This window comes from Filimonas zeae, from assembly GCF_014641615.1.
GTDB classification, from domain to species: domain Bacteria; phylum Bacteroidota; class Bacteroidia; order Chitinophagales; family Chitinophagaceae; genus Filimonas; species Filimonas zeae.
The window spans coordinates 143,837-166,981 of record NZ_BMIB01000002.1 but is presented as its reverse complement, the minus strand read 5'-3'; the positions used below and the strand labels follow the sequence as shown (position 1 = coordinate 166,981).

Annotated in this window: 23 protein-coding genes; 4 read left to right on the top strand and 19 right to left on the bottom strand. The window is 46.3% G+C overall.

Annotated features, from left to right (window positions below; all coding sequences use genetic code 11):
- Nucleotides 1–27: 27 nt before the first annotated feature.
- Entirely contained in the window at nt 28–261 is a 234-nt protein-coding gene (locus tag IEY13_RS07540; protein ID WP_188951377.1) for a hypothetical protein, read from the top strand.
- A 49-nt stretch (nt 262–310) separates the two neighbouring features.
- On the opposite strand, the gene IEY13_RS07535 is transcribed toward IEY13_RS07540, so the two are convergent.
- The gene (locus IEY13_RS07535; RefSeq protein WP_188951376.1) at nt 311–1,474 is read right to left on the bottom strand and encodes a chondroitinase-B domain-containing protein; all 1,164 of its coding nucleotides are present in this window, start codon (nt 1,472–1,474) and stop codon (nt 311–313) included.
- A 327-nt stretch (nt 1,475–1,801) separates the two neighbouring features.
- Nucleotides 1,802–2,707 carry a hypothetical protein gene (locus tag IEY13_RS07530; protein WP_188951375.1) on the bottom strand — a complete coding sequence of 302 codons (906 nt, stop codon included), beginning with the start codon at nt 2,705–2,707 and terminating at the stop codon, nt 1,802–1,804.
- Between the two features lie 266 nt (nt 2,708–2,973).
- Here IEY13_RS07530 and IEY13_RS07525 point away from each other — a divergent pair, with 266 nt between their 5' ends.
- Complete coding sequence (locus IEY13_RS07525) at nt 2,974–3,672, top strand: hypothetical protein (protein ID WP_188951374.1); 699 nt, start codon at nt 2,974–2,976, stop codon at nt 3,670–3,672.
- 66 nt (nt 3,673–3,738) lie between these two features.
- Nucleotides 3,739–4,866: a TlpA disulfide reductase family protein gene (locus tag IEY13_RS07520; RefSeq protein WP_188951373.1), complete on the top strand. Its 1,128-nt coding sequence runs from the start codon at nt 3,739–3,741 to the stop codon at nt 4,864–4,866.
- Nucleotides 4,867–4,944: 78 nt separating this feature from the next.
- Here the strand turns inward: IEY13_RS07520 and IEY13_RS07515 are convergent, their stop codons facing one another.
- From IEY13_RS07515 to IEY13_RS07440, 16 genes are all read right to left on the bottom strand, one after another.
- Nucleotides 4,945–6,057, bottom strand: coding sequence for a TlpA disulfide reductase family protein (locus IEY13_RS07515; RefSeq protein ID WP_188951372.1), 1,113 nt, complete (start codon nt 6,055–6,057; stop codon nt 4,945–4,947).
- Between the two features lie 31 nt (nt 6,058–6,088).
- Entirely contained in the window at nt 6,089–7,570 is a 1,482-nt protein-coding gene (locus IEY13_RS07510; protein ID WP_188951371.1) for a RagB/SusD family nutrient uptake outer membrane protein, read from the bottom strand.
- A gap of 19 nt (nt 7,571–7,589) precedes the next feature.
- Nucleotides 7,590–11,048 carry a SusC/RagA family TonB-linked outer membrane protein gene (locus IEY13_RS07505; protein ID WP_188951370.1) on the bottom strand — a complete coding sequence of 1,153 codons (3,459 nt, stop codon included), beginning with the start codon at nt 11,046–11,048 and terminating at the stop codon, nt 7,590–7,592.
- 111 nt (nt 11,049–11,159) lie between these two features.
- A complete protein-coding gene (locus tag IEY13_RS07500) occupies nt 11,160–12,302 on the bottom strand; it encodes a FecR family protein (RefSeq protein ID WP_188951369.1) in 1,143 nt (380 codons plus the stop codon).
- A gap of 77 nt (nt 12,303–12,379) precedes the next feature.
- Nucleotides 12,380–12,979: an RNA polymerase sigma factor gene (locus tag IEY13_RS07495; RefSeq protein ID WP_188951368.1), complete on the bottom strand. Its 600-nt coding sequence runs from the start codon at nt 12,977–12,979 to the stop codon at nt 12,380–12,382.
- Between the two features lie 299 nt (nt 12,980–13,278).
- Nucleotides 13,279–14,586 carry a Glu/Leu/Phe/Val family dehydrogenase gene (locus tag IEY13_RS07490; RefSeq protein WP_188951367.1) on the bottom strand — a complete coding sequence of 436 codons (1,308 nt, stop codon included), beginning with the start codon at nt 14,584–14,586 and terminating at the stop codon, nt 13,279–13,281.
- A 228-nt stretch (nt 14,587–14,814) separates the two neighbouring features.
- Nucleotides 14,815–16,092, bottom strand: a complete 1,278-nt coding sequence (locus IEY13_RS07485; protein WP_188951366.1) for a cation:proton antiporter — start codon at nt 16,090–16,092, stop codon at nt 14,815–14,817.
- Between the two features lie 14 nt (nt 16,093–16,106).
- On the bottom strand, nt 16,107–16,556 hold the full coding sequence (locus IEY13_RS07480) for a MarR family winged helix-turn-helix transcriptional regulator (RefSeq protein ID WP_188951365.1): 450 nt from the start codon (nt 16,554–16,556) through the stop codon (nt 16,107–16,109).
- A complete protein-coding gene (locus IEY13_RS07475) occupies nt 16,556–16,930 on the bottom strand; it encodes a VOC family protein (RefSeq protein ID WP_229687778.1) in 375 nt (124 codons plus the stop codon). Before IEY13_RS07475 ends, IEY13_RS07480 begins: the two co-directional genes overlap by 1 nt.
- Before the next feature lie 127 nt (nt 16,931–17,057).
- A complete protein-coding gene (locus tag IEY13_RS07470; RefSeq protein ID WP_188951364.1) occupies nt 17,058–17,633 on the bottom strand; it encodes a hypothetical protein in 576 nt (191 codons plus the stop codon).
- Entirely contained in the window at nt 17,630–18,115 is a 486-nt protein-coding gene (locus tag IEY13_RS07465; RefSeq protein ID WP_188951363.1) for an RNA polymerase sigma factor, read from the bottom strand. Before IEY13_RS07465 ends, IEY13_RS07470 begins: the two co-directional genes overlap by 4 nt.
- Before the next feature lies 1 nt (nt 18,116).
- Nucleotides 18,117–18,953 carry an alpha/beta fold hydrolase gene (locus IEY13_RS07460; RefSeq protein WP_188951362.1) on the bottom strand — a complete coding sequence of 279 codons (837 nt, stop codon included), beginning with the start codon at nt 18,951–18,953 and terminating at the stop codon, nt 18,117–18,119.
- 151 nt (nt 18,954–19,104) lie between these two features.
- Entirely contained in the window at nt 19,105–19,290 is a 186-nt protein-coding gene (locus IEY13_RS07455; protein WP_188951361.1) for a hypothetical protein, read from the bottom strand.
- 5 nt (nt 19,291–19,295) lie between these two features.
- Nucleotides 19,296–19,538, bottom strand: coding sequence for a hypothetical protein (locus IEY13_RS07450; protein ID WP_188951360.1), 243 nt, complete (start codon nt 19,536–19,538; stop codon nt 19,296–19,298).
- On the bottom strand, nt 19,525–19,932 hold the full coding sequence (locus IEY13_RS07445) for a DUF5675 family protein (RefSeq protein ID WP_188951359.1): 408 nt from the start codon (nt 19,930–19,932) through the stop codon (nt 19,525–19,527). Before IEY13_RS07445 ends, IEY13_RS07450 begins: the two co-directional genes overlap by 14 nt.
- Nucleotides 19,933–19,942: 10 nt before the next feature.
- A complete protein-coding gene (locus IEY13_RS07440; protein ID WP_188951358.1) occupies nt 19,943–20,566 on the bottom strand; it encodes a hypothetical protein in 624 nt (207 codons plus the stop codon).
- Nucleotides 20,567–20,993: 427 nt separating this feature from the next.
- Here IEY13_RS07440 and IEY13_RS07435 point away from each other — a divergent pair, with 427 nt between their 5' ends.
- Nucleotides 20,994–21,416, top strand: a complete 423-nt coding sequence (locus IEY13_RS07435; RefSeq protein ID WP_188951357.1) for a hypothetical protein — start codon at nt 20,994–20,996, stop codon at nt 21,414–21,416.
- Between the two features lie 156 nt (nt 21,417–21,572).
- Here the strand turns inward: IEY13_RS07435 and IEY13_RS07430 are convergent, their stop codons facing one another.
- On the bottom strand, nt 21,573–22,769 hold the full coding sequence (locus IEY13_RS07430) for a hypothetical protein (protein WP_188951356.1): 1,197 nt from the start codon (nt 22,767–22,769) through the stop codon (nt 21,573–21,575).
- Nucleotides 22,770–23,145 lie beyond the last annotated feature (376 nt).

Below are 23,145 nucleotides of genomic sequence, written 5' to 3'. Positions count from 1 at the left end.
TTAAATTGTTGTTCTAATTATTGCCACATGAAACCCTTTACCTGCCTGTTAATTTACAACACCCGCAAGTATACTTTTTATGCAATCAGGCACCTGGTGTTACCGGTTTTAATAGTTAGTATGGTAGCCAGTGCCTGTACTTCTGAAATTTCAGAAGAAGAAATGGCGGCAAAAACAGTAAATATACAGGGGCGTTACAGTGAAAAAGAACTTTCCAGTATAAAGGAGGTTGCAGAGGCGGAATTGTCTAAATACCGGTAGCCTGCAGGGAATAAAGCCTTTCCTGAATCTGGAAGCCGGATATGAAGTTTTAAGGTTGTATACTGTTGTCGCGGATGATATTATCTACCGGAGCCACATCCTGCATAGTTCTGGATGGATACCTTTTCACATCAAACTTCCCGGTCCAGTCCGCATTCTTACTGTCGCCTTCCAGTATAGCCGTGATAGCGTGGCTGATAGTATTATTGGTAATAATACAGTCCGTAGCAGCTATATAAAATCCAACCTCCGTTTTGCCGCGTGCCATGCCATACATCAACCTGATAGCGGTGGGTACATCACTCATCTGGTTATGGGTAATGGTATGGTGCGATCCGTTGATTCTGATGCCACCGGTGCCACCTTTAAAAGTGTTGCTGTCCACCAGGCAATCATGCCCACCGCGCATTACCAGCTCGCCCTGGCAGTTTTCAAAGTAATTATGAATATACCGGTTGCCCGAGCTTTTGTTACTGATTACTTCGGGTTCGCCGTTGCATTGTATAAACCGGTTATCTCTTACTGTGGTAAAAGCCTGTTGATTGCCCAGTAAAACCGGGTCCTGCCCAATCTGTACGCATTCCCCTCCGTTAAACACGGGCCAGGTAACCTTTGCTTTATAGGCAAACTCATTATTGTCTATCAGGGAATGTAGCGGCACAGCTTCTTTGGTAACTTTTACCGATACATCCATGTTGTTTACATTATTGATAAAAGTGCAGTGGTCTATGCGGTTACCTGCTCCATTGCCGGATATCATTACCAGGGGCATAAACTGGCTTTTAGCCTCATTTCGCTGAAACAGGCAGCTGGTTACCCGGCAGTATTGTGCGCTTTCCAGTTCTATCAGCGTGGCTGTTTTACCCTGCGCCCGTAAAAGCTTATTATCTTCAAACACCAGCCCGGATAATTCCAGATAACTGCCGGTAATGGTAAAGGTGGTATTGTTGGTAGAGTCGCTGAAGTGCACACCACCTGGGGATTGTGCTTTAATGCTAACAGGCTTACCAGCCATGCCATTCCCTTTCAGGCGGCAGCTCCAGCCGGTGTATTTACCGTTGGCAATAATAATCTGATCGCCCGGTTTGGCTGCATTTACAGCGTTTTCCAGTTCGGCGGCGCTGTGTACGGTGCTGGTTGTACCTATGGCGGTTGAGGTAAGGCAAATGAATTGGGCAGTAAGCAAAATGCTTATGGCAGCTTTCGTTATCATTTTTCTAAGAATTGGAGCCTAATAATACAGTTTATTGCTGAGATTATGTATTTACTCTATAACACCCAGCTCCCGTAATGCGGAACGGGTAATCTCTTTCCGGCCGGTAAAAGTACTGGTTAAAATCGGGGCGTAGTATAGTTGTCTGGCTGTAACTATGTTTGCCTGTTACTGCTAACAGAAAAGTAAGAATGGTTATCCGCCTGAATAATGTCATGGTATGCGTATGTATAACGAATTTATACCCGGCAGAGCGAAGGGGATAGTACTAATGATTGGTTGGTGGGTTTAACTGAGCAGTAGCATATGTAAACTGTTTAATTGTGGTTACCAGTATTTTCCGTCCCGGTGGTATGACGGGGTATAGCCGGGAGGTGGCCACAGTGTTTCATCTTCTTCGTCATCGACTTTCCAATTATCTTTAGTAAGCATGATTATTATGAATATTATGGCAAGTATTACGCCGTATTTTATTGCTGAATTGATTCCCTGTTCTTCAGCCAGCTCATTTCTTTTCTTCAGGTTTAGTAAGTGGTTGCCCTTCACGCCAATGTCATATACCAGTAGAGAGTCTGCTTCGCTGGTATATATATCTATGGTATCGCCTTTCTTCAAATACTTGTCGGGTGCAGCGGTATGAAAGCTGAAATAATGATCATCACTGTTCCAGATATATCCTTTGTTATTATCTCCCGATAGCAGAAGGTAGTAATCCGGGGACGTGGTCTTATCGTGTTCCCTAACTCTTTTGCAATCTTCCTGTAGTACTATGTCCTGGTGTAGTTGCCAACGGTTACTGTTTAGTATTTTAGAGCCACTGAGTTTTATATACAATACCGGCATTGTAATAATAATTGCAGCTACCAGCGGAGTTGTTATCAAAATAGCTATTACATCAGGCTTTAACAATGCTGTTTTATTCAATTCCTTTCCTGATTGCTCAGGCAATGTTTCTTCTTTTTTCTTTGCAGCCCTCATTTCAGACAGCCGGGCAATAACTCCCATTAATGAGGTCAGGCTTGATAAGCCACAAATGGCTGCGATGAACACGCATACTGTATTCAACCCGCCTACGCTGCTGCCCATACCCGCATAGAAAGCACAGAAAAATGCGGATGATAAAAATGCCCCTATAAACTTCCATATTCCATTTATAATGGCTTTGTTGTATGCGGGGGTATTTTGAAGCTGTTTTAGTAATGCTGTTACTTCTTCTTCAGAAATATCATACAACCGGGCGGTTTCTTTAATGGCTTCATCATTCAGTTTTCCTTCCATTTTAAGCAAATGCAGGTAGCCGGATGCTTTTTCTGAATTGGTCATGGTAGGAGTAAGGAAGTTAAGGTTTAAAGGGGTGTTTGTTTATTACAAAGGTATGTTTTGGGATGAATGAAAACTACCTGCTTTGGTGGTTAACAGAAAAGGGCGTGAAAAATCTGCCACGGCAGTTATGGAAATTGCAGACTGCCTTCATCTTAATAGTAACCAAACCACTTAACATGAACATTCGTATACCCAATCCTTGTCACGAAGACTGGAACCAGATGCAACCGGAAGAGCAGGGCAGATACTGCGGTGTATGCAGCAAAACTGTAATGGATTTTACTGACTGGGAGCCGGATGCTATTATGGCGTGGTTACAGGAAAGGCAGGGGCAGAAAGTATGCGGGCGTTTTACAGCAGCGCAGGTAAACGGCGGGGAGGAACCGGCAGAAGTAAACTGGCCCAGGCAGATTGCTTTGTCAGCACTGTCCTGGTGTAAAAAGGTTGCCGCTGTAATTGTAGTGGTGTTTAGTGTAATGGCTTCTTCGTGCAATGATAAAACACCAGAGACGGGTAAAAAGCCGGAACCGGCGCGTAAGGTTTCAGATACAGACCTGACAGGTGTAGTATTAACACCGTTTACTGAAGTAAAAGATAGCGGAGTACAGGATCCAGGTCCGCCGACAACTTTTGTATGCCCACCATTTGCACCTCCGGTTGTTACCATGGGTACGCCGGCAGTAGTGGTGCCAGATCCGCCTGAACCCATGATTGTAGGGGAACTGGCTGTGCCGGACACGATGGTGCCGTTACTGCCGCCGCCACCGCCTCCGGTGGAGATTGATTCTGCTATAACCAGGCCGCTGGTGATGCCAACCGGGGTTAAACAGCATTCCGATTCACTGCCGGTCAACGGCCTTAAGCGGATTCCTTAATTTTTTTCAGCGGCACCCACCCGCTGGCCTCCGGTTTAGGTTTATATAGGGTAAACCGGATTGTTTATGAACAAAGGAACTGTAATACTTGCACTTTTGCTGCCTGTTTGTGCAGGGGCGCAGAAGGGGTATACTATTAAAGGAAAACTGAGCAAGGCAAATACGCCTGCAAAAGTATTTCTGTCTTACGCTGTGGGTGATACACGGCTGGAAGATTCTGCCGAGGTAAAAAACGGTGCTTTTGTGCTGAAGGGGCAGTTGCCTAATCCTGTACGGGCTGCGATTTATTTAAAACACGGCACTGCTGCATCCAATGCGCGCAGGGGAGTGGATGGTATAGATGTTTTTATTGAAAATTCAGTAATGACCATTAGCGGAACAGATTCTCTGAAAACGGCAAAGTTTACCGGTTCTGTTACCAATGACGATAATAAGGTGTTGAGAAATCAGCTGGCCCCCTTTTTAGCAGATGTAGAAGTGGTATTGTCTACCGCTGAAAAGATGACGCCGGAGCAGCGCAAAGCCGATACGGCGCTGATGCAATCGCTTCGTGCCAGAAGAAACAGAGATGTGGAGCAGATGGATAGCATCTTCAAAGCCTTTATTGCCAGTCACAGACAGTCATATGCCGCGTTGAGTGCTTTTCTGGAGCATGAAATACGCGGTAACTTTGATGCTTTTAAAGCAGACCGGGATTTTAAACTGTTTCCGGAAGCCATGCGCACATCAGACATCGGAAAAAACATCAACGCCAGAATACAGAAAGGGCTGAGTGTAAGTGAGGGCATTATGGCCCCCGATTTTACGCAGAACAACCCGGAGGGTAAACCTGTAAAGCTGTCTGATTTTAAAGGCCGGTATGTATTGATTGATTTCTGGGCAAGCTGGTGCGGACCCTGCCGTGCAGAAAACCCTGTTGTGGTAGCGGCTTACCAGAAGTATAACAGCAAAGGCTTTGATATACTGAGTGTATCGCTGGATGCCTCGCAGCAGGATTGGATAAAGGCGATAGAAAAAGATGGCATGCCCTGGGTGCACGTATCTGATTTAAAGTACTGGAAAAATGCTGTTGCCGTGCAATACGGTGTAAACTCTGTACCTACCAATTTTCTGATAGACCCTACGGGCAAAATCATTGCTAAAAACCTGCGGGGTGCAAAGCTGGATGAAAAGCTGGCTACCTTGTTTCCATAAATAGAACATAGTAACTATAACAGGCCGCCCAAAACGGAGTATTCCGGTATGGGCGGCCTGTTTGTTTCTACCGGGCCATTACAGCACCTCCTTCAACTTCTCCAATATATCCTTGCCTCTTAAATCCATGGCAATAATTTTACCGGTAGGGTCTATCAGAAAGTTTCTGGGTATGGCTTTTATGCCGTACTTGTTGGCACTTTCGGATGTGAGTGGGTTTAAGGCAGACAGTTGCTGCCAGCTGAGTTTATCATCATGTACAGCTTTTAACCACGCGTTTTTAGAGTTGTCCATAGAAACAGACAGAATGGTAAAGTTGCTGTCTTTATACGCATCATATGCATCTCTCAGATAAGGGCTTTCGGCGCGGCAGGGGTGGCACCAGCTGGCCCAGAAATCAACCAGTACATATTTGCCCCGGAAGCTGCTGAGTGCAACAGGGTTGTTCAGCGTATCCTTTTCTGTAAAGTCTGGTGCGGCAATGCCTACACGTATTTTTAAGGTATTATCCAGTTGTTTCCTTAATGCAATGCCAGATAGGGTTTGCTGCATTTTGGAGGAGAGTGTTAACAGTAAGTTGCGTATCTGCTCTGGTGTTTCAACCCGCAGCAAATCTGCACCCAGTAGTTGCAGGCTTAAAAAAGAAGCGGGGTGTGCTTTTACAAAACCGCTGTAAAACGCTGCCCACTTTTCGCGGGATAGTTGTACTCTGTTTTCTTTGGGTACCTGTGCGGTACCCAGGCTATCCAGGTATTTTACCATATAGCTGGTAAACACATTCTTCTGTGTAACCAGCATGCGGTAATCTACGTTAGTAGGGGTGCCACTAAAGTGCATGCTGTCGCGGAAGGCCAGTCCGTTAATGTCCAGTTTAACCGTTCCTTTTTCCAGGTAGCAATCGCCCACCATTTTCTTTATATACCTGCCGCCATGGGCCGTATCTCTGAAGCCTACAAAAATAAATGCCAGTGTAGGGTCGGGTTCTGCAAGTATCCCTCTGTATACAAACCGGCCGTTTACTACCGGTACCGAATCCTGTACCTCCAGCTCGCGCCAGTTGGCGGCAACGCACAGGTATTGCGGGTTGGGAATGTTGTTAATACGTCCCGTTATGGTATAGTGCTGCTGTGCCCTGGCTGCGCTGCCGGCGCAAAGGGCCAGCAGCAGCAGGGCTGATGTAATGGATTTCATATTACTCGTTCCGTGTTTTTAAAATGTCTGCTTAGTTGTATCCGGTATTCTGCTGGCCCGTCATGCCCGGGTTTAAGGCTATTTCGGTTTGTGCCAGCGGAAACAGCGCTTTATAGCTTTGCCAGGTACCACCCTTTAAAGGCGCATAGGCTTGCATTACGGCATCAATTTTACCCAGCCGTTTCAAATCAAACCAGCGGTGGCCCCATTCTGTAAAAAATTCCTTTCTGCGTTCCAGTAATATGGCGTTTACCATTTCGTCTTTACCGGTTACGGTAGTATCTGCCAGGCCTGCGCGGCTGCGTATGGTGTTCAGATCGGTGGTGGCGCTGGCGATGCCGGTAATATTGCCTTGCTGTGTTCTGGCTTCGGCGCGTATCAGGTATTGTTCTGCCAGGCGCAATACCATTTCATATTCAGTAATGGAACTGGTTACAGCGCCTGCTTTGTACTTATATGCATAGTAATAGGTTTTGCCGCCGGTGGTAAAATTCCCTATCCAGTTTTTATAACGTTTGTCACGCGTAGTATCGAAGGTGGCCATCAGGTTGGCAGATAAAGATACCGGGTTACTGGCGCTGGGTGCTTTGGTAAGCGGGAATATAAAAGACTGCCAGGTGTTTTGGGTAGTGGATATAGTGGGTTGCATGGCCCAGATGGTTTCTTTACTGTTTTTCAGAAACACGGTGCCGGGGTTATCGGTAACAAGCCCGTACAGGCTGTTGCTGATAACAGCAGACGCTTCTGCTTCTGCTTTGGCATATTCGCCGGTGTATAAATACACGCGTGCCAGCAGGGCCCGGGCGGCTGCTTTGTTTACACGTATACGGTCGGTACTGGTGGTTTGCATATCCAGCCCTACATATTGTTCTTTCAGCAGGGCTTTGGCTTCTGTTAAATCGGTTACTATCTGTTTGTATATTTCTGCAGCAGGTGTGCGCGGCAGCAGGGCATTGGTGGCATAATCGGTAGTTAGTACCAATGCGGCATCGCCATACAGGTTTACCAGGTAGAAATAGCAGAAAGCCCTTAAAAAACGACACTCACCCAGCAGCTGTGTTTTTACTGCGGGCGTTAAAGTGGTGGAGCCGGAAATGCCTTCCATAGCGGCGTTGGCCTTGTAAATGTATTCGTATAAACGGCTCCAGAACACCGTACCTGCTACAATGTTACCCGTAGATTCCAGGTTGTTGGTGTAATAGCTCAGCAGTTTCTGGCTGGCCTGAAACTCCAGGGTAAGGTTATCGGCCGTAAGGTCTGTAACCCACGATACGCCCGAAACACCATCGTCAATACTACTGGTATTTACTGTACGCAGCATAAAATTGGTATACAATTCTGTTAATACAGCAATGGCAGTATTATCGTTCAGGTACACGCTGCCGTTGGTTACGCTGGTAACCGGCGGGTCTACCTCAATAAACTTGCGGCAACCGCTGGTGGTGGCTAAGGCTACTGCCAGCAGGGTAACAGCGGTTAATGTATGGTTTCTGATATGGGAAATAAGCTTCATAATAAACATTTGAATAGTGCTAAAAAGTTACCTGTGCCCCAAAGGTGATTACGCGTAGCGGCGGTAATACCGATGCACTTTGCGTTTCGGGGTCCAGGCCTTTATATCCGGTAACGGTAAACAGGTTTTGCCCCTGCACATACAGCCTTGCCTGCTGCATGTATGCCGCTTTGGTAAAAGAGGCAGGCAGTGTGTAGGAGAAGGACAGGTTTTTTAACCGTACAAACGAAGCGTCCGTCCAGGTGGCGCTGTTAATAATATTACTGGCATACGAAAAGCCGGTACCCAGTGCGGTAATATTACCAGGGTTCAGCTGCTGTAAAGTGGCTGCTTCTCCGGCCTGCCGCCAGTAGTTGTTTAATACGCTTACCGGCTGGTTGCCGCTAACACCCAGTGTGCCAAACAGGCCTGGGGTAGTGTAGCCAAATTTGGTATCATCATACCCTTTTTGTCTGGTAAACTGCAGCAGAAAATCCAGCGAAAAACCTTTGTAGCTGAGTGTGTTCTGCAGGCCGCCATAAAAGCGCTGTGTTCTGTCTGTAATCTGAGTTTCATCCCGGTTAATCCCAGGTATTTCCACCAGTGTTTTATCTGGTTTTTCGTACCTGTATCTGCCGGTGGCAGCATCTACACCCGCATAGGCAAATGTTTTTACTATCTGTAGCGGTTTGCCTGTAATCAGCTGATTGGCATAGGAAGAAGTGGCCAGGCCCTGAAAGGCGATCAGCTTATTACGCGGAATGGTAAGGTTTAAGCTGGTTGACCATTTAAAGTTCCGGCTGCGGATGTTATCGGTGTTAATTACCATTTCTATACCGCTGTTTTGTACCGTAGCGGGAAAGTTTCTTAAAATGCTGGTAAAGCCGGTAACAATAGGCAGCTTATAGTTGAGCAGCTGGTTGCCGGATCTGTTGTTGTAGTAGTTTACATTCAACAGCAGCCTGTCTGCAAAAAAGCCCAGGTCAATACCTGCATTAAACTTTTTAGTTTCTTCCCATTGCAGGCCGGGATTGCTTAAACGGCTTACACGCAGGGTGCTGCCACCACCATACGCTACGGCAGGTGCAAAGGAGCTGTAGAGGCTCATGAACGAGTAGTTGCCTATCTGGTCGTTACCGGTGGTGCCGTAGCTTACCCGCAGTTTACCAAAGCTGATAAAAGGCAGTTGTTCCATCCAGGTTTCCCGGCTAAACAGCCATGCAGCGCCTGCACCATAAAAGGTATTAAACAGGTTATTGCTGCCAAAGCGGCTGCTGCCATCGCGGCGGGCAGTCAGGTTCAGAATGTATCTGTCCCGGTAGTTATAGTTTACCCTGCCAAATACGGCATTGTAATTATAGTTGTCCTGTATGGAGTTGGTAGGGGCTACGCTGGTAGCGGCGTACAGGTTATTCAACTGGCCATCGCTGCCAAAGCCGGTACCTGCTAATGCCAGCAGGTACGATTTGCTGTTTTGAAACGTGGTACCCAGCAGCACATCCAGTTTGCCATAACTTTTCTTCAGCTGCCAGGTAAGCTGTGGCTCTATAATCCAGTTGGTTACTTTTTTATCCGATACCGAAGCGGAGCGGTTGTTGTTGGTGTTGGATGGGGCACTGTATGTTTGCGGTGTGGTAACCAGCTCATCCGATTGCAGGCTGGTATACCCAAACGTGCTTTTGAGGGTAAGCGTGTTCCACACACGGTAGGCTATTTCGGCATTGCCCTGCGCGCTGATGTTGCTGCTTTTGTATTTGCTAACGGTATAGCGTATAGGATTGGTAAAGGTTTCAATACCGGAGGGCAGTGCGCCCCAGTTGAGTTTACCGGCAGAATCGTAGAGCGCCGGAGCGTTGGGAGGCGTTCTCATGGCCAGGCCGGTAAGGTCTGCGCCAGGCAGTTGATTGTTGTCGGTATTATAGCTGCCGCCAAACGACATTTTAAAGCGCTGGTCGGCAGAGGAATGGCTCATGTTAAAATGAACGCCGCCTCTTTTATAAGAAAAGTTGCCGGGCATTACCGTGGTTTCGCGGTGGTAGTTGGCACCCAGCAGTAACTGGGTGGTTGCATTGCCGCCGGTAGCGGTCATTTGCACATCACTGTAACCTGCTTTACCGCCTATCAGTTCTTTCTGCCAGTCGGTATACCGGTTCTGATCCCACCAGGTTAAATCGTAGTTGGTAGAAGTGGGGGTAGTACCTGCGCCTGGTACTGGCTGGCCTGCAATGGTATAGGCATCTTTACGCATGGCCAGATATTGTTCTGTATTCAGGTTCTTCATTTTCTTAGCCACTTCGCCATAACCCTGCTGTACGTTTACAGAAAGGGAGGTTTTGCCTGCCTTTCCCTTTTTAGTGGTAATTAATATAGCGCCGGCTGCTGCACGCGAACCGTAGATGGCTGTTGCATCTGCATCTTTTAATACGTCAATGCTTTCTATATCCTGCGGGTTAATAAACGAAAACGGGTTACTGTAGCCACCACCGGTGCCTGCGCCCGAATTGCCCTGTATGCCGCTTAAAGGGGCAAGGGTAGCCTGTATAAAGGGTACACCATCTATTACATAAAAAGGAGTAGTACCCTGGGCTATACTGCTCTGGCCCTGCACCTGAACCTGTACACCTGCTCCGGCAAAACCGGTGGACTGTGTAATAATAATACCCGGTACACGACCTGCAATAGCCAATAAGGGATTGTTTACCGGTGCTTTTTCTATATCCTTTGCCTTAACCGTGCTTACGTTACCGGTATTCATTCTGCGGCTGGTTTGGCCGTAGGCAATAATCTGCAGTTCATCCAGCATGTTATCACTTCTGCTGAGCACAATAAACAGGCGCTGCCCGTTTTTAAAACCTGCATTGTCTGCGGTAAGGGCAATTTCGCGGTTGATATAACCCGCGTACGTAATTACCAGTACTGCTTTTTCGTCCAGGCCGGTTAAAGTAAAATATCCATAAGCATCGGTAGTTGTACCGCGTTTGGTGCCTTTGATGGCTACTGCAGCACCTTGTAAAGGCGCGCCCGTGCTATCTGTTACCCTGCCATGAAAATCAACCGGTGGTGGTGGTGCTGCCATTACTTCTGCTACCGTTTTTTCTATAGCCGCCTGTTTTTGCGGTTTACGGCTGAGGATGATAGTGGTGTGCTGTATGTTGTAGTTTACCGGCTGGTTTTTCAGCACCGCTTCCAGAAAGCTTTGCAGCGGCATATTGCTGGCATTAATGGTAACCGGCTTTACATCTTTCATTACAGCACCATCGTAAAAAAACAGATAACCTGTCTGTTCCTTTACCTGGTTCAGCACCTGCTGCAAGGGCATTTCCTTTGCTTTCAGGCTTACCGTCTGGCTAAAGCCTCCGGCCCACACACTCAGTCCCATCATCAATAACACGGGCATCAGTTTCAACTGCATAAGCAACAGTTTTTTAAATTCCGGCACACGGCCACGTTGTTTCCGGCCGTGCAATACACGGCCTTTTCCAAATGCATTCAATTGCATAGTTTTGGATTAGTTTTGGGTGAACGATACTGATCTCAACAGTTGATATCTTTCATAGGCCCGGAACATCTGCCGGTATCCGGTTGCACCCGGATATCGGTTTCCTTAGCATTATTCTGGTGATTTTTCAACAATCACCGTTCTCTCTTCCAGCCGGCAATGCACGCCTGTTTTTTCCAGCGCTTCCAGTACCTGCTGTAAAGTAAAGTCGCGGCCTATACCTCCATGAAACTCGCGGTGCGGTGGCGGGCCTTCATAACGTATATCTACATTGTACCAGCGGGCTATCTGGCGCATTACTGCTGCCACATCTGCCTGTTCAAAACTAAACTGTCCGTTTTTCCATGCCAGTACAGCGCTTATGTCTGCTTTTGTATTCAGGGTAAGGGTGCGGTTGGCCAGGGCTGCCTGCTGGCCTGGCTTCAGCAATACGGGCATTACTATAGTAGCCGTATCTGCCAGTTTTACGCGTACACTGCCCTGGGTAAGGGTGGTGGTAACAGCAGCTTCATCGGTATAGGCGTTAATGTTAAAGGCAGTACCTAATACCTGCACCTGCATGTTGCCCGTACTTACTATAAAAGGCGCAGCAGGCTGCGGGGTTACCTCCATATATACTTCACCCGTTATTTCCACCTTTCGTTCTATGCCGGTAAAGGCTACCGGGTAACGGATGCTGCTGGCGGCGTTCAGCCATACGCGGGTACCATCTGGTAACACCAGCTGAAACTGCCTGCTGCGTGGCGTAGCAAGGGTGTTGTAAGCAATGGCAGTAGCGCCCGTTGTGTTGCGGTATTGCAGCTGGTTGTTCTGTAACAGCACGCTGGTGCCGTTTTCATCTGCCACTACACCATTGCCCAGGCTGTCCAGCGTTATCTGTTGCCCGTTGGCCAGGGTTAACACCGCGCCATTGCTGCCCGGTGTTATGGTTTGTACAGCAGTAATACCAGGCTGTTGACTGGTTTTGCGAAATGCAAACCACCAGGTACCTGTTGCCAGCAGCAACAGGCTTGCCGCCGCGGCCACCCGGTAAAAACGGCTGCGGGTAACCAGCGGTTTTACCACTGCTTCCGCTGCCATTTGTGTATGCAGCCTGGCCAGAATCCGTTGCGATACGGTAGTATCCGCAGGCTGTGCATGCCGCAGGTTTTCCCGGAAATCGCTTTCCAGCAGCGTACGCAATTGCGCGTCCTCTTCCGGCGTTAACTCCGGCTTTTGCAGTAGTTGTTGAATGGTATTTCCGGTGGCTGACAAAGTATTGCTTTTATACTGAATACACCGGTGTATTGTAAACGGGTAGGTGGGGTGAGTACTTTTTTTAAAAGTTTTTTTTACAGGCAGGTAGCCATCAATAATAGCAGGGTGGTGGCCGGCAGTTCCTCTCTGTGTTGCAGCAGCCAGGCACGTATGGTTTCCCCGGCTTCGCTCAGGTGATTTTTTACGGTATTTACCGATATGCCCAGCTCTGCTGCGGCTTCTGCATAGGTTTTCCCCTGCAGGCGGCAGAGTTCAAATACTTTCTTCCGCTTTTCGGGCAGCTGGGCTACGGCCTTTTCCAGCAGGTTCAGCTGGTTTTCTTTTATCAGGTAGGCTATATCGTCGGGGTCGTTGTGTTGCAGGGTGGCTACGGTTTGCTTCATCAGCCGTTCGCGTGCGTGTTGCCTTAACTGATTGAGTGATTTGTGGTAGCTGGTAAGAAACAGCCAGTTGGCTGCATGGCCTGCATCTTCAAAGTCTTTTCGTTTTTTCCAGAAGGCGAAGAATACCTCCTGCACCAGGTCTTCTGCCACAGCAGCATCGCCGGTAATCTTTACCACGTTCCTGTACACCGCTTCAAAGTAACGGTTGTAAAAGGTATCAAACGCTTCGTGACTATCCGCTGCCAGCTGCGCTAATAACAGCTTTTCTTCATATGATACGTGATTACTCAATAATAGCAGTTAACCTGGTCAAAGCTATTGAATTAGCGGCAATTATAACAAAACCTGACATCTCGCTCTATAATAACCGGTTGATTTGCTGCTTTCTCTCTATTGCATGAAAGTCTTACCTGGCGCTTACTGACCGGGGAGCTTATCTTTCCCGGAACATTGATGCCTGAATTGAAATGGAAAATGCTGCTTAAGCTTAACGGGGTTTAAGCCGGAAAAAAGGCATCTGAAGCCGTGATGCCACTTTGGGTGGCAGCCAATTCAGGCGCTTTAGAATTATAATGAGTAGTAGTAGCATATCAGTTTTTCTGGCTATATGCCGGTTGCAGGGCAGGGGCTATAGCAGTGTTTACCGTAGCGGTATCTGTTAGCCTTTTCACTGCCAGCAGCCAGGCGGCTGTGCGCAGCGTATCCCTTATCTGATCGGCGGTTTCAACAATGTCTGTAAAGTTTTTATGCAGTATGGTTTCCATGCGCTGAAAAATCTGTTCGGTACTCCAGGGCTGGTGCAGGGTGTTCTGTAACCATTCCAGATAAGAAACAATAATACCACCTGCGTTGGCCAGCAGGTCGGGTATTACAAAAGTGTTCTTCCGTTGCAGTATTACATCTGCCTCTGCATGTATAGGGCCGTTGGCAGCTTCCACAATAACAGGGGCTTTGATAGCTGCGGCATTACCGGCTGTAATTACATGCTGGGTAGCTGCCGGAATCAATACATCTACCGGAAGTGTTAATAACTCTCCCGGTAAAATTTCGTACGCATCATAATAACCATACAGCGAGTTGCCATTGCTTTCTGAATAAGCTATCAGGTCGGGAATATGAAAGCCTTCCGGATTAAACAGCGCTGTATCTGCATCACTAACGGCTACTATTTTTACTCCTTTTTCCCACAGGTATAAAGCTGTATGCATACCCACATTGCCAAAGCCCTGTATAGCTGCCGATGATTTTTTCGGGCGCTTTTTCTTTGCTTCCAATGCCAGCAGGGTAACCAGGCTTATGCCTTTGCCGGTTGCCTGTGAGCGTACACTGTTACTGTCGTTAGGGGTACGCTTGCCGGAGACTACTGCATGCAGCGAGGCACCATGTTGTAACGAAAATTCATCCAGCAGCCAGTCTGTAACAGGCGCATTGTTCAATACGTTACCGGCAGTATTATTACGGGTATGAATGTTGGCTGTAAGGGCGTTGATATAGGCTATGGTTACACGTTCTTTTTCTGTTTTCGATAACCGGGTGGTATCACATACAATACCCCCCTTGGCGCCACCAAAGGGAATGCCCGCCAGGGCTGCTTTCCAGGTAATACAACCTGCCAGAAACCGCGTGGTATCTTCATCTGTATCTGTGACATAATATAGGCCGCCTTTGGCGGGGCCTGCCAGGGTTGAATGAATAACATAGTATCCTGTAAAAGTTTCTGTGTTGCCATTATCCATTTCCACAGTAAAAAGAAAGCTGATTTCCTCAACGGAAGCTTCCAGTTCGTTTATAAACGAATCGCTGAGCTGCAAAAGGTTTGCAGCCTTTCTGAAACGGGCAGTGAGTGATTCATAGGCATTTCCGGTAACAACGGGTTCAGTCTTCCTTCCTGTGCTCATATTACTTAATTGTACGCGGTATGTAAGTGTATTATTGTCTGTATCGGCTACCGACAACACAAAGATAACCGCATTTTATATAAGTCTACTAAAAAGGTGGACAATATTTAAAAACAACTTTACTACGCTCCGGAAGATGGCCTGCTTAGCTGTTTGCCCGCCAGGGTTAAAGCCAGGTTACATTTCTGTATAGCCTCCAGTCTTTCCCATGCATTTCGCAAGCTTGCATCAGCGGGCCGGTGTAGTGGCGTTGGCTGCCTGCCGCTTTGCCAGCCTGGGCAGTACCAGCCCCTGACCTACAATGGTTAACAGCACTACTACTGTGGTAATGTAAATAATAGCATCCTTCATGGGGAAGGGGGCTCCATCGGACATAACATTAGGAAGTCCGATGGCCAGTGCCAGCGAAATAATGCCTCGCATACCAGACCAGCTGATGATAACGCTTTCTTCTATGCTCAGTAAAATGGAATCGGGAATAATTCTTCTGCCGGGTTTTACCTTATGTTTTTCGTAAGCATGTAACAGCTTTTTCCGGTTAATAAATACACTCCAGGTTCTTAATACAAGGGCAGTGAAAGTGATGATGATACCATATAAAGCATACCACAGCAGCTGGCTACCGGATAGCGCCTTAACCGACAGTGGCAGTTCAAGCCCTATCAGAATAAATATCAGACCATTCAGCAGAAAGGTGATCGTTTCCCAGATGGTTTCAGACTGTGCTTTTAATTTTTCCGGAAACCGGGAAGCGCTTAAGCGGGATAAGCTCATAGCCAGGGTTACCACGGCAATTACACCCGAGGTGTGAATTTTTTCAGCAATCAGATACGTTACAAACGGGGATAGCAGTAACAGGCTTAATATGCCAATGCTGTTGTGGCGGATGGCTTTTAATATAAAGCCTACTATTTTTGAAACAATAAAACCAATGATAAACCCGCCTGCCAGCAGTATTACAAAAGAAAGAGACGCTTTCCACAGCACAAATGCAGTACCTGTTAAGGCAGCAATCGCAAACCGGAAAGCCACCAGCGCAGATGCATCATTCAACAGGCTTTCACCCTCCAGTATGGTATTGGTAAGTGGCGAAAGGCCCATGCCTTTGGTAATGCCTATAGCAGCCACTGCATCGGTAGGTGCCAGTATAGCGCCCAGTACAAAAGCCAGCGGCCAGGTCATACCCGGTATCAGATAATAAGCCACTACCGCTATGCCTATGGTAGTAATAAACACCAGCATAAAAGCCAGCCTGGAGATAATATAGGAATTGGCTTTAAAATCGGGAAAGTGAATTTTAAAGGCAGCATCGTATAACAGCGGAGGTAAAAACAACAGGAATATAATTTCGGCGTCAATTTCCACGGCAGGCATTCCGGGTATAAAGCCTACCGCAATACCCACCACAATCAGCACTATGGGGGCGGCTACTTTTATCTTTTCTGCCAGTGAGCTAAGTATTACCATTATGCCAAGTAACACCAGTATAATTGTGTAATTCTCCATGCTTTTTGTTTCAGCTACTTTATCAATCGCGTCAACAAATTATCAAATACCGCTTTATCTTTTACAACGTTTTTAAAAAAAACATCATCTACCTGTTTAACGGTCTTATAAGCCTCTTTCAGTATTTGCGTGCCCTGGTCAGTAATTCTTAATTGTTTTGCGCGGCTGTCATTGTCATCTTTTACCCTTTCTATAATCTGTTTTTTTTCCAGCGTCATTAAAACTTTAGAGGTCATCATTTTATCGGTATTGACATAATCTGCCAGTTGCTGTTGGGTAACGGTTTGCTTTTCTTTACTCAGCCAGTAAAGCCCTGCCATTAATGAAAACTGCGTAAGCGTAAGCCCCATCTTTCCCAGTGCCCTGTTCATACTTAACTGCCATTGCATGGTTACCTGCCAAAGCAGGTAACCAGTGTTTTCCTCTGGTTGTTTATAGGAGAGTACCTGATCTTTTTTGGCCATCAGTCTTCTTTTGTTTCCTGCAAAGTAATGGCATAACCGTCAGGATCGGATATTACCAGTATTCTTCCAAACGGCGTTGGGTGAATATCCTTTACAATAGAGATATTAGTGCTATTTTGCTCCAGAAATGTATCCAGATTGCCTATTCCAAACCATACGGCTACTCCCCAGCCCAATAGATTGGCTTTTGAAAGTTCAATCATAGGTTTTCTGATGGCAAAAGCGGCCCCGTTTTTCTGCTCAAATACAATAGCACCGGGTGGCGATTGGGCAACCTGCTTAAAGCCTAAAACTTCGGTATAAAACTTTCCGGATGCTTCCAGATCACTTACCTGGAGCGAAACAAAACTGAGTTGCGTGGGATTGGACATCATTATTAATTTAGTAGTTGCGACTACTAAATTAGGGGTTTTGTTTATAACGCAACTTTTTTTTCCGGTATCAAGGCCCATAGCCCGGAGGTACCTTCCGTTTTTTTTGAAAGTAAATATTGTAACCCCGCTACAAGTCTATTTCCTGCAGATGCTTCAGCATTTCTATTTCCTTTTTCAGCAGCTTAAACATAAAGAAGGTAAATACCACCAGAAAGCAGCCACCCGAAATAACGATGTATAAGAAGAATCCTGTGGCGAAGGATTTTTTAAAAACCGGCAGCAGCAACAGGAAGCCCGTAGTGTAAGCAGCCAGTATGAAAGGTGTTACGGTATAATGCACCCGCTTCCGGCTTTTATAATACCCGGTCATCCGTTTCGTGTAGTTTTTTGAGTCTGTACGGATATCCATCCTCGCCAGACTAACAACACTCTGGCACTCTATTGCCAACCGTAGCAACAGCGACAGAAGCATCAGAAGCAGTCCTGTATGAAACCAGCTTACACCCACTCCTGTAAAGGTGGCTATATACCATACAAACAGCAGAATGCTTACTCCCAGTATGGCTATGGTACCATACTGCCGGGCTTTAATTTTCCGCGTATTTTTCTCTGCCAGCTCAATCAGCTTTTCCAATGGCGAAGCGGGTGCTGTTGAATCATTTTGCTCATTCCAGAGTTGCTGAATATTGTCGAATGATGTCATGGTTGTACACAATTAGATAGTTTCTTCTTAATACGGTGTATTCTCACCCGCAGGGTATCCCCGGAAACGCCGGTTATATCAGCAATTTCCGGGTACTCTATTCCTTCTAAAACCATCGTGATAATAATTCTGTCTGCCGCTTCCAGTTGTCCTATGCAGGCGTACATTTTTTTCAGTTGCTCTTCTGCAACAGGGTTATACTCCTGTTGTATGCTATCTGGCACATGCTCTGTAAAAACTTCCTTCTTTACCGATGGCTTTCGCGTGTGTAACAAACAACAATTAACGGTTATCCGGTAAATCCAGGTGCTTAGTAAAGATTCGTTGCGAAAGGTATCCAGGTGCTGCCATATTTTAATAAACACCTCCTGCGCCGTGTCGTTAGCAGCATGCTCTTCCCCTTTAAAATAGCCCCTGCACATCCGGAATACCTTTGCGTGGTGTTGCTGGTAAATGATGGTAAACTGTTCTTTTTTAGTCACGTTAACGCAGGCTTTCAGTTATTTTTGATAAGAACCATTCGGGCTGATCATACATAATAAAATGGCCGGCATTTTCTGCATAGTAAAATGTTTTTCCGGTCAGGTTGGCAAACTGTTCGTTATAGTTTTTTTCAACCACCGCTTTACCCATGGAGGTAGCAGCCAGAATAACCACCGGTGCTTTTATTTTAGCGAGGTCTTGCCTTATGTCCAATTTCAGCAGATCAACATACCCGTCTGCATAAGTAGATCTGTCTGCCTGCATCATCCATTCCACCACCTGACTTTTCTTTTCCTTGTTTAACATCATATAAGCTGTCTGTTGTTTGGCCGTTTCCCGGAATGCGGTACTATCCATAGCCTTTATCTGTTGGCTGTAAGGGTTGTCGTATACCATGTTTTCCGATTTGTAGCCCGGTACCATTAAAGCGCCCATGCAGGGCAGGGCATCTACTACTATTATTTTTTTAAACATTGCCGGTTCTTCTGCTGCCAGCCACAATCCCAGTGTGCCACCTAAGCTATGTCCTATAATAGTGGCATTCTGTAATTTATGTGTATTTACATAACTGATTACAGAATCTTTGATTTTAGGTAACCAGGGTTTGCCAATGGGCGGTACGCCTCCAAAGCCTGCAAACGTAAAAATGTGACACTCATATTGTTTGGATAATTCACCGGTAATACCCTGCCATACATCACCCGTACAGGCAAAGCCGGGGAATAACAGCACAGGACGGCCTTTTCCTATTACCTGCACATTAAATGCTGATTGTGCCTGGCTTTGTAAACTGCATAAAATAAATAAGATGCTGAAAAGGAGCGTTCTGTATTTCATACTATTCATTGTTTTCTTATTGGATGCAGCCTCCTTTTAATTGTTACAGGAATTTTGAAAAAAGTTTAAAAATGATTTGGGATAGCTTGTAAAAAAGAGGGTGCCTCATTTTTTTGAGACACCCTTTACGTGTTTTGTTACAAAATTGCTTTTACTTACGCCAGCGGTGAAGCAGTTGCTGCATGGCTATAGTAACCACTACACTTACTGCCGCCCCCAGTGCCGCCAGCACTATTGTTTTAGTAAGGTCTGCATTACTTAAGTTTGCGGAAACCGTACATAAAACGCCACCTGCTATTCCGGCTCTGGTATCTGTATTATTAAAATACTGATTCATGGGCTTTAGTTTTTTGTGTTCAACTCCGGTGTGTTTACCGTCATCTGGCTTACGCTGGTGATGATGCCACCCGCTACGGTAAGGTAGCTGGCTATCTGGGTTACCACAGCAGGAAGCTCCACTTGTGCCGCCATTACTGCGCCGCCGGTTGCGGCCATAAGCAAACCGATGGTACGGAGCTTTTTAAAAAATGGCGGTGTAGGCTGTTGTAAACGTTGCGCAATACTTGCGAGATTATTGTTTGTCATTTTTTACAATTTTTAGTGTTACCAGTTCTTTTTTGTTAATGGCAGCGGTTGCCAGTTTCAGCACCTTACGAAAAGCCGCGCGGGATGCATCGCCGCAGCCCGGCGCGGTTAACGTACTCACCGGTGCTATACAACCCCGTAGCTCTTCAAGGGCGTTATTGGCCGGGTGAATGAGTATCAGGCTTCTCCCTTCCACGGCTTCCAGTATCAGGTGGTTGCCGTGGTTTTCGCTGTATCTTTTTACCAGCCGGTATTCCCCCGGCGGTATACAGGATAGGCGGGAGAGGTTGTTACGCCAGGGAAGTTCAATGGTATAACAGATCAACTCATCATCCAGCTTTAACACCCCGTTGGTGCCTGTGGGGTAATAGGTGCGATGGAGTGTTAGTTGCATAGTATTTGTTTTATCCGGCAAATACTATGGTTTCTATCTGACTCATCTGTCCCACATCTTCACGCAGATTAAAGTACATAGCTGCATATTCTCTAATCTCAGGTTGCGTGGCAACTGTAAGCGGACGTGAGTCGATAAATGGTGACTCGTAGTCGTTGCCCAGACGTGTCCATCCATTGGTCCCTTTCAGGCGGCTGTAGATAGTTATACAGCTCATCTGTTGAAGGTTGAATGAAATTTCTACCTTTCCTTCAAAGGTGCGTGCTTTAATAACCGGCTTCAGGTCTTTAGGGTCATAGTTAACCACATAGCCTACAATGCCTAATGCGCTTCCCAGCTGTTCTCTGTAGTCCGGATGACGTTTCATAACTGCTGCGGCATCTGCAATCACCTGAACATCGGCTACTTTGCTTTCATTTTTTAAGCTTACAGCCTGCTCCAGATCTGCTCTTTTAGATTCTACTGCCTTTACGGCCATTTCAATGTTGAGTGCTGCTGTTTCTACTTTGGTAACTGCAGCAGCGTCCATGCCCAGTTGAGGGCCTATGATGCTTATTTTGTCCCCTATGTTACTGGCCCATACTGCCAATTGTGAATCTCCTCTGGGTACAAAATGGATATGTTGCTTTTTCATAATAAATGCGTTTTTGAATAATGATAAAATCATGTGTACAGCGGGAACAGGGAGTGCCTGTGGATTTTCAGTTTCTGCGCAGATACCGGTGAACCTGAAAGTCGTAAAGCGAGCGGCCGCTCTATCCGGCCCTGTTCGCTGCTGTGACGATGTAAAATTTCAAAATGATGTAAAGGTTACCAAACCTCACCCCAGGGTCAGAGTGGCTGAAATGCAGTGCCAGTGCGGAAAAAAAGTTTTAAAATAGTTTTCCGGTACAGAGGTTTTGGGGAGTTGTTTTGTTTATGTATTTGATAATTAGTTTGTTGTGTTTTTTGCGTTATCCTTTTGGACTGATGTGTGCCTATGCTCGCATTCCGGAACCCTTATCTGGTAAGGGTTTCAGGATAAGATGCGCGATAATTGTTGTATTGGAAGTGGCTAGGTTTTGTCCATTTCCAATGGTCGGAAGAACACTTCCGATGAAAGGGGGAGTTCTCCGGATGAGTGGAAGAGTACTTCTGATGATCCGAAAAGTTGTTCCGATGGCCCGAAGAGTACTTCCAACGACCGGAAGAGTTGTTCCGTTGACTGGAAGAGTACTTCCAATGGCCGGAAGAGTTATTCAGATGAGTGGAAGAGTACTTCTGAATACTGGAAGTGTTGTTACGATGACCGGAAGAGCGCTTCCGATGGATGGAAGAGTTGTTCGGACGACCGGAAGCGTTGTTCCGATAGATGGAAGTGTGCTTCCGGTGAGCGGATTTGTTGCCCGGATGGCTGGAAGTGTTGTTCCGATTACCGGAAGCGTTCTTCCAGTGACGGGAAGTGTGGTTCAGATAAGTGGAAGGGGGCTTCGGCGGGCCGGTAAAATACCTCCGCTGGCTGGGCGTACGTACTATTTTGTCAGGAACTGTGTTGTACGGAATAAAAAAGCTCACCCCATAACCCGAAGAGTTGTTCAGGATATCAGGTGAACTTTAGACTTGAAAGTGGGTGTATTATATAAGAGCGTGTTTTACATATTTTACTTCCTGCTGGTTTTTCCATTTTGTTGTTTGGTGGTTGGTTGGGTGCGTTGTCCTTTTACAGGTATCAGATTTACTATGCGCAGAAAATCATTACCAAACTCAATAAGCTTCTTTTTTATCGTAATAGAAATGGCTGCGTTGCTGGCTATTTGTTCCAGATGTTTGGTGCTGGGTATTACCGAGCCGGGTAAGCTGATTACCTGTGCCAGGATGCGGATACTGTGCGCTACTACTCTGTTTGTAGAAAACCCTGCTTCCGTAATAACTTTGATCCACCAGCCTACATATTCACCGTTTTCGGAGGTGCATAGTCTGGCTACGGGCTGTGCGTCGGCAGGCGTTTGCAGCAAAGCTGTTTTTTTCAGGTGTATCCACTCTGTTATCATTTCGGCCAGCGGTTTACTGGTGGTGTCAAATCCGGGCTGGCTGGCCTTGCGCCACGAATAACTACAACGTGCCAGGTTATGCTGATGGTTCCACTGATGTATCAACTCTGTTTTTTTCTGATGGGTTTCTTCCTGCGTCAGCAGTTCTTCTCCTAAATGCTTTAAATAGTGCAATAGCTCCCTGCAATTAATGTTCATAGCAACTGCTATCTCATACAGGGCAGAATCGGGTAGTTTTTTGAAACGCCATAACCTTACATTTAATAACAGAACCTGTGCGTATTCCACTTTGCTATCAGTATTGTTTCCCTTGCTGCTATGCCTTATCAGTTGTGATACGGGAGACAGTACGGCTTTAAGAAGCAGGTTTTCTTTGTCTGATTGCAGCAGATTGTGGTATGCTGCCTGCATATGCCGGATATGTGATTGCAGTCTTATATCAGGTATTTTTTGTCCGGCAGTGTAGTCGTCTGTATAAGCATCCCTGAAGGTGTCATGTACGTTCAGAAGACGTTCCAATACAGGCTGGTATACGCATTGGAGGTCGGGATGGGCGGTGTACAGCCGTTGCAGCGTATCCAGCAGGCGAATAACCATGGCTCCTTTTTGCCGCAGACTGGCTGAAAAACATTTACTCATAGAAAGCGCATCCCTTTCTGTTTCTGTTACCAGTCGCGCGCACAACTGGTTGCAGGTGTTTATCAGGTGGAGGTGCTGGTTGTTTTGCAACAATATTCTCAATTGCGAGGGTGGAGTGTTTTTTCCCAGTAGATTGTTTAGCTGCAGTAAAGTAATTGCAGGTTTCATAGCGCTGTTTTTTGTGATAACAGAATACGGTTGGAGAGAGTGTTATGTTATACAATAGCATAATAGCTGCGCCTGTTGCGGGGGTACGGCGTAGGTTTGTTAACGGAAATAAATATAACATGGCGGTAAAAATCCTATACCAGTAATGGGTGAGGGGGAAGTGAGGTACGGCGGTGCGATGAAAATACAGTTTTCATAATGCTTTTTTTAAAGCGGGTTAAAAAATAGCTGGAGTTATTCCGGTTAGCGGTGGTTTATAAATTGGATATTGGATATGGTAAACCGGACGGCCGGTTGCATTTTTGAAATTAGATAATGTTTTCTATAAATAATAGCCCGAAATGTTAAAATTGGTAATACGGTAAATACTAAAAAA

Coding starts and splice junctions, on each gene's coding strand:
- IEY13_RS07540 (WP_188951377.1), top strand. CDS start 28: ATGAAACCCTTTACCTGCCTGTTAATTTACAACACCCGCAAGTATACT.
- IEY13_RS07535 (WP_188951376.1), bottom strand. CDS start 1,474: ATGATAACGAAAGCTGCCATAAGCATTTTGCTTACTGCCCAATTCATT.
- IEY13_RS07525 (WP_188951374.1), top strand. CDS start 2,974: ATGAACATTCGTATACCCAATCCTTGTCACGAAGACTGGAACCAGATG.
- IEY13_RS07520 (WP_188951373.1), top strand. CDS start 3,739: ATGAACAAAGGAACTGTAATACTTGCACTTTTGCTGCCTGTTTGTGCA.
- IEY13_RS07515 (WP_188951372.1), bottom strand. CDS start 6,057: ATGAAATCCATTACATCAGCCCTGCTGCTGCTGGCCCTTTGCGCCGGC.
- IEY13_RS07510 (WP_188951371.1), bottom strand. CDS start 7,570: ATGAAGCTTATTTCCCATATCAGAAACCATACATTAACCGCTGTTACC.
- IEY13_RS07505 (WP_188951370.1), bottom strand. CDS start 11,048: ATGCAATTGAATGCATTTGGAAAAGGCCGTGTATTGCACGGCCGGAAA.
- IEY13_RS07490 (WP_188951367.1), bottom strand. CDS start 14,586: ATGAGCACAGGAAGGAAGACTGAACCCGTTGTTACCGGAAATGCCTAT.
- IEY13_RS07485 (WP_188951366.1), bottom strand. CDS start 16,092: ATGGAGAATTACACAATTATACTGGTGTTACTTGGCATAATGGTAATA.
- IEY13_RS07480 (WP_188951365.1), bottom strand. CDS start 16,556: ATGGCCAAAAAAGATCAGGTACTCTCCTATAAACAACCAGAGGAAAAC.
- IEY13_RS07475 (WP_229687778.1), bottom strand. CDS start 16,930: ATGATGTCCAATCCCACGCAACTCAGTTTTGTTTCGCTCCAGGTAAGT.
- IEY13_RS07470 (WP_188951364.1), bottom strand. CDS start 17,633: ATGACATCATTCGACAATATTCAGCAACTCTGGAATGAGCAAAATGAT.
- IEY13_RS07460 (WP_188951362.1), bottom strand. CDS start 18,953: ATGAAATACAGAACGCTCCTTTTCAGCATCTTATTTATTTTATGCAGT.
- IEY13_RS07455 (WP_188951361.1), bottom strand. CDS start 19,290: ATGAATCAGTATTTTAATAATACAGATACCAGAGCCGGAATAGCAGGT.
- IEY13_RS07450 (WP_188951360.1), bottom strand. CDS start 19,538: ATGACAAACAATAATCTCGCAAGTATTGCGCAACGTTTACAACAGCCT.
- IEY13_RS07445 (WP_188951359.1), bottom strand. CDS start 19,932: ATGCAACTAACACTCCATCGCACCTATTACCCCACAGGCACCAACGGG.
- IEY13_RS07440 (WP_188951358.1), bottom strand. CDS start 20,566: ATGAAAAAGCAACATATCCATTTTGTACCCAGAGGAGATTCACAATTG.
- IEY13_RS07430 (WP_188951356.1), bottom strand. CDS start 22,769: ATGAAACCTGCAATTACTTTACTGCAGCTAAACAATCTACTGGGAAAA.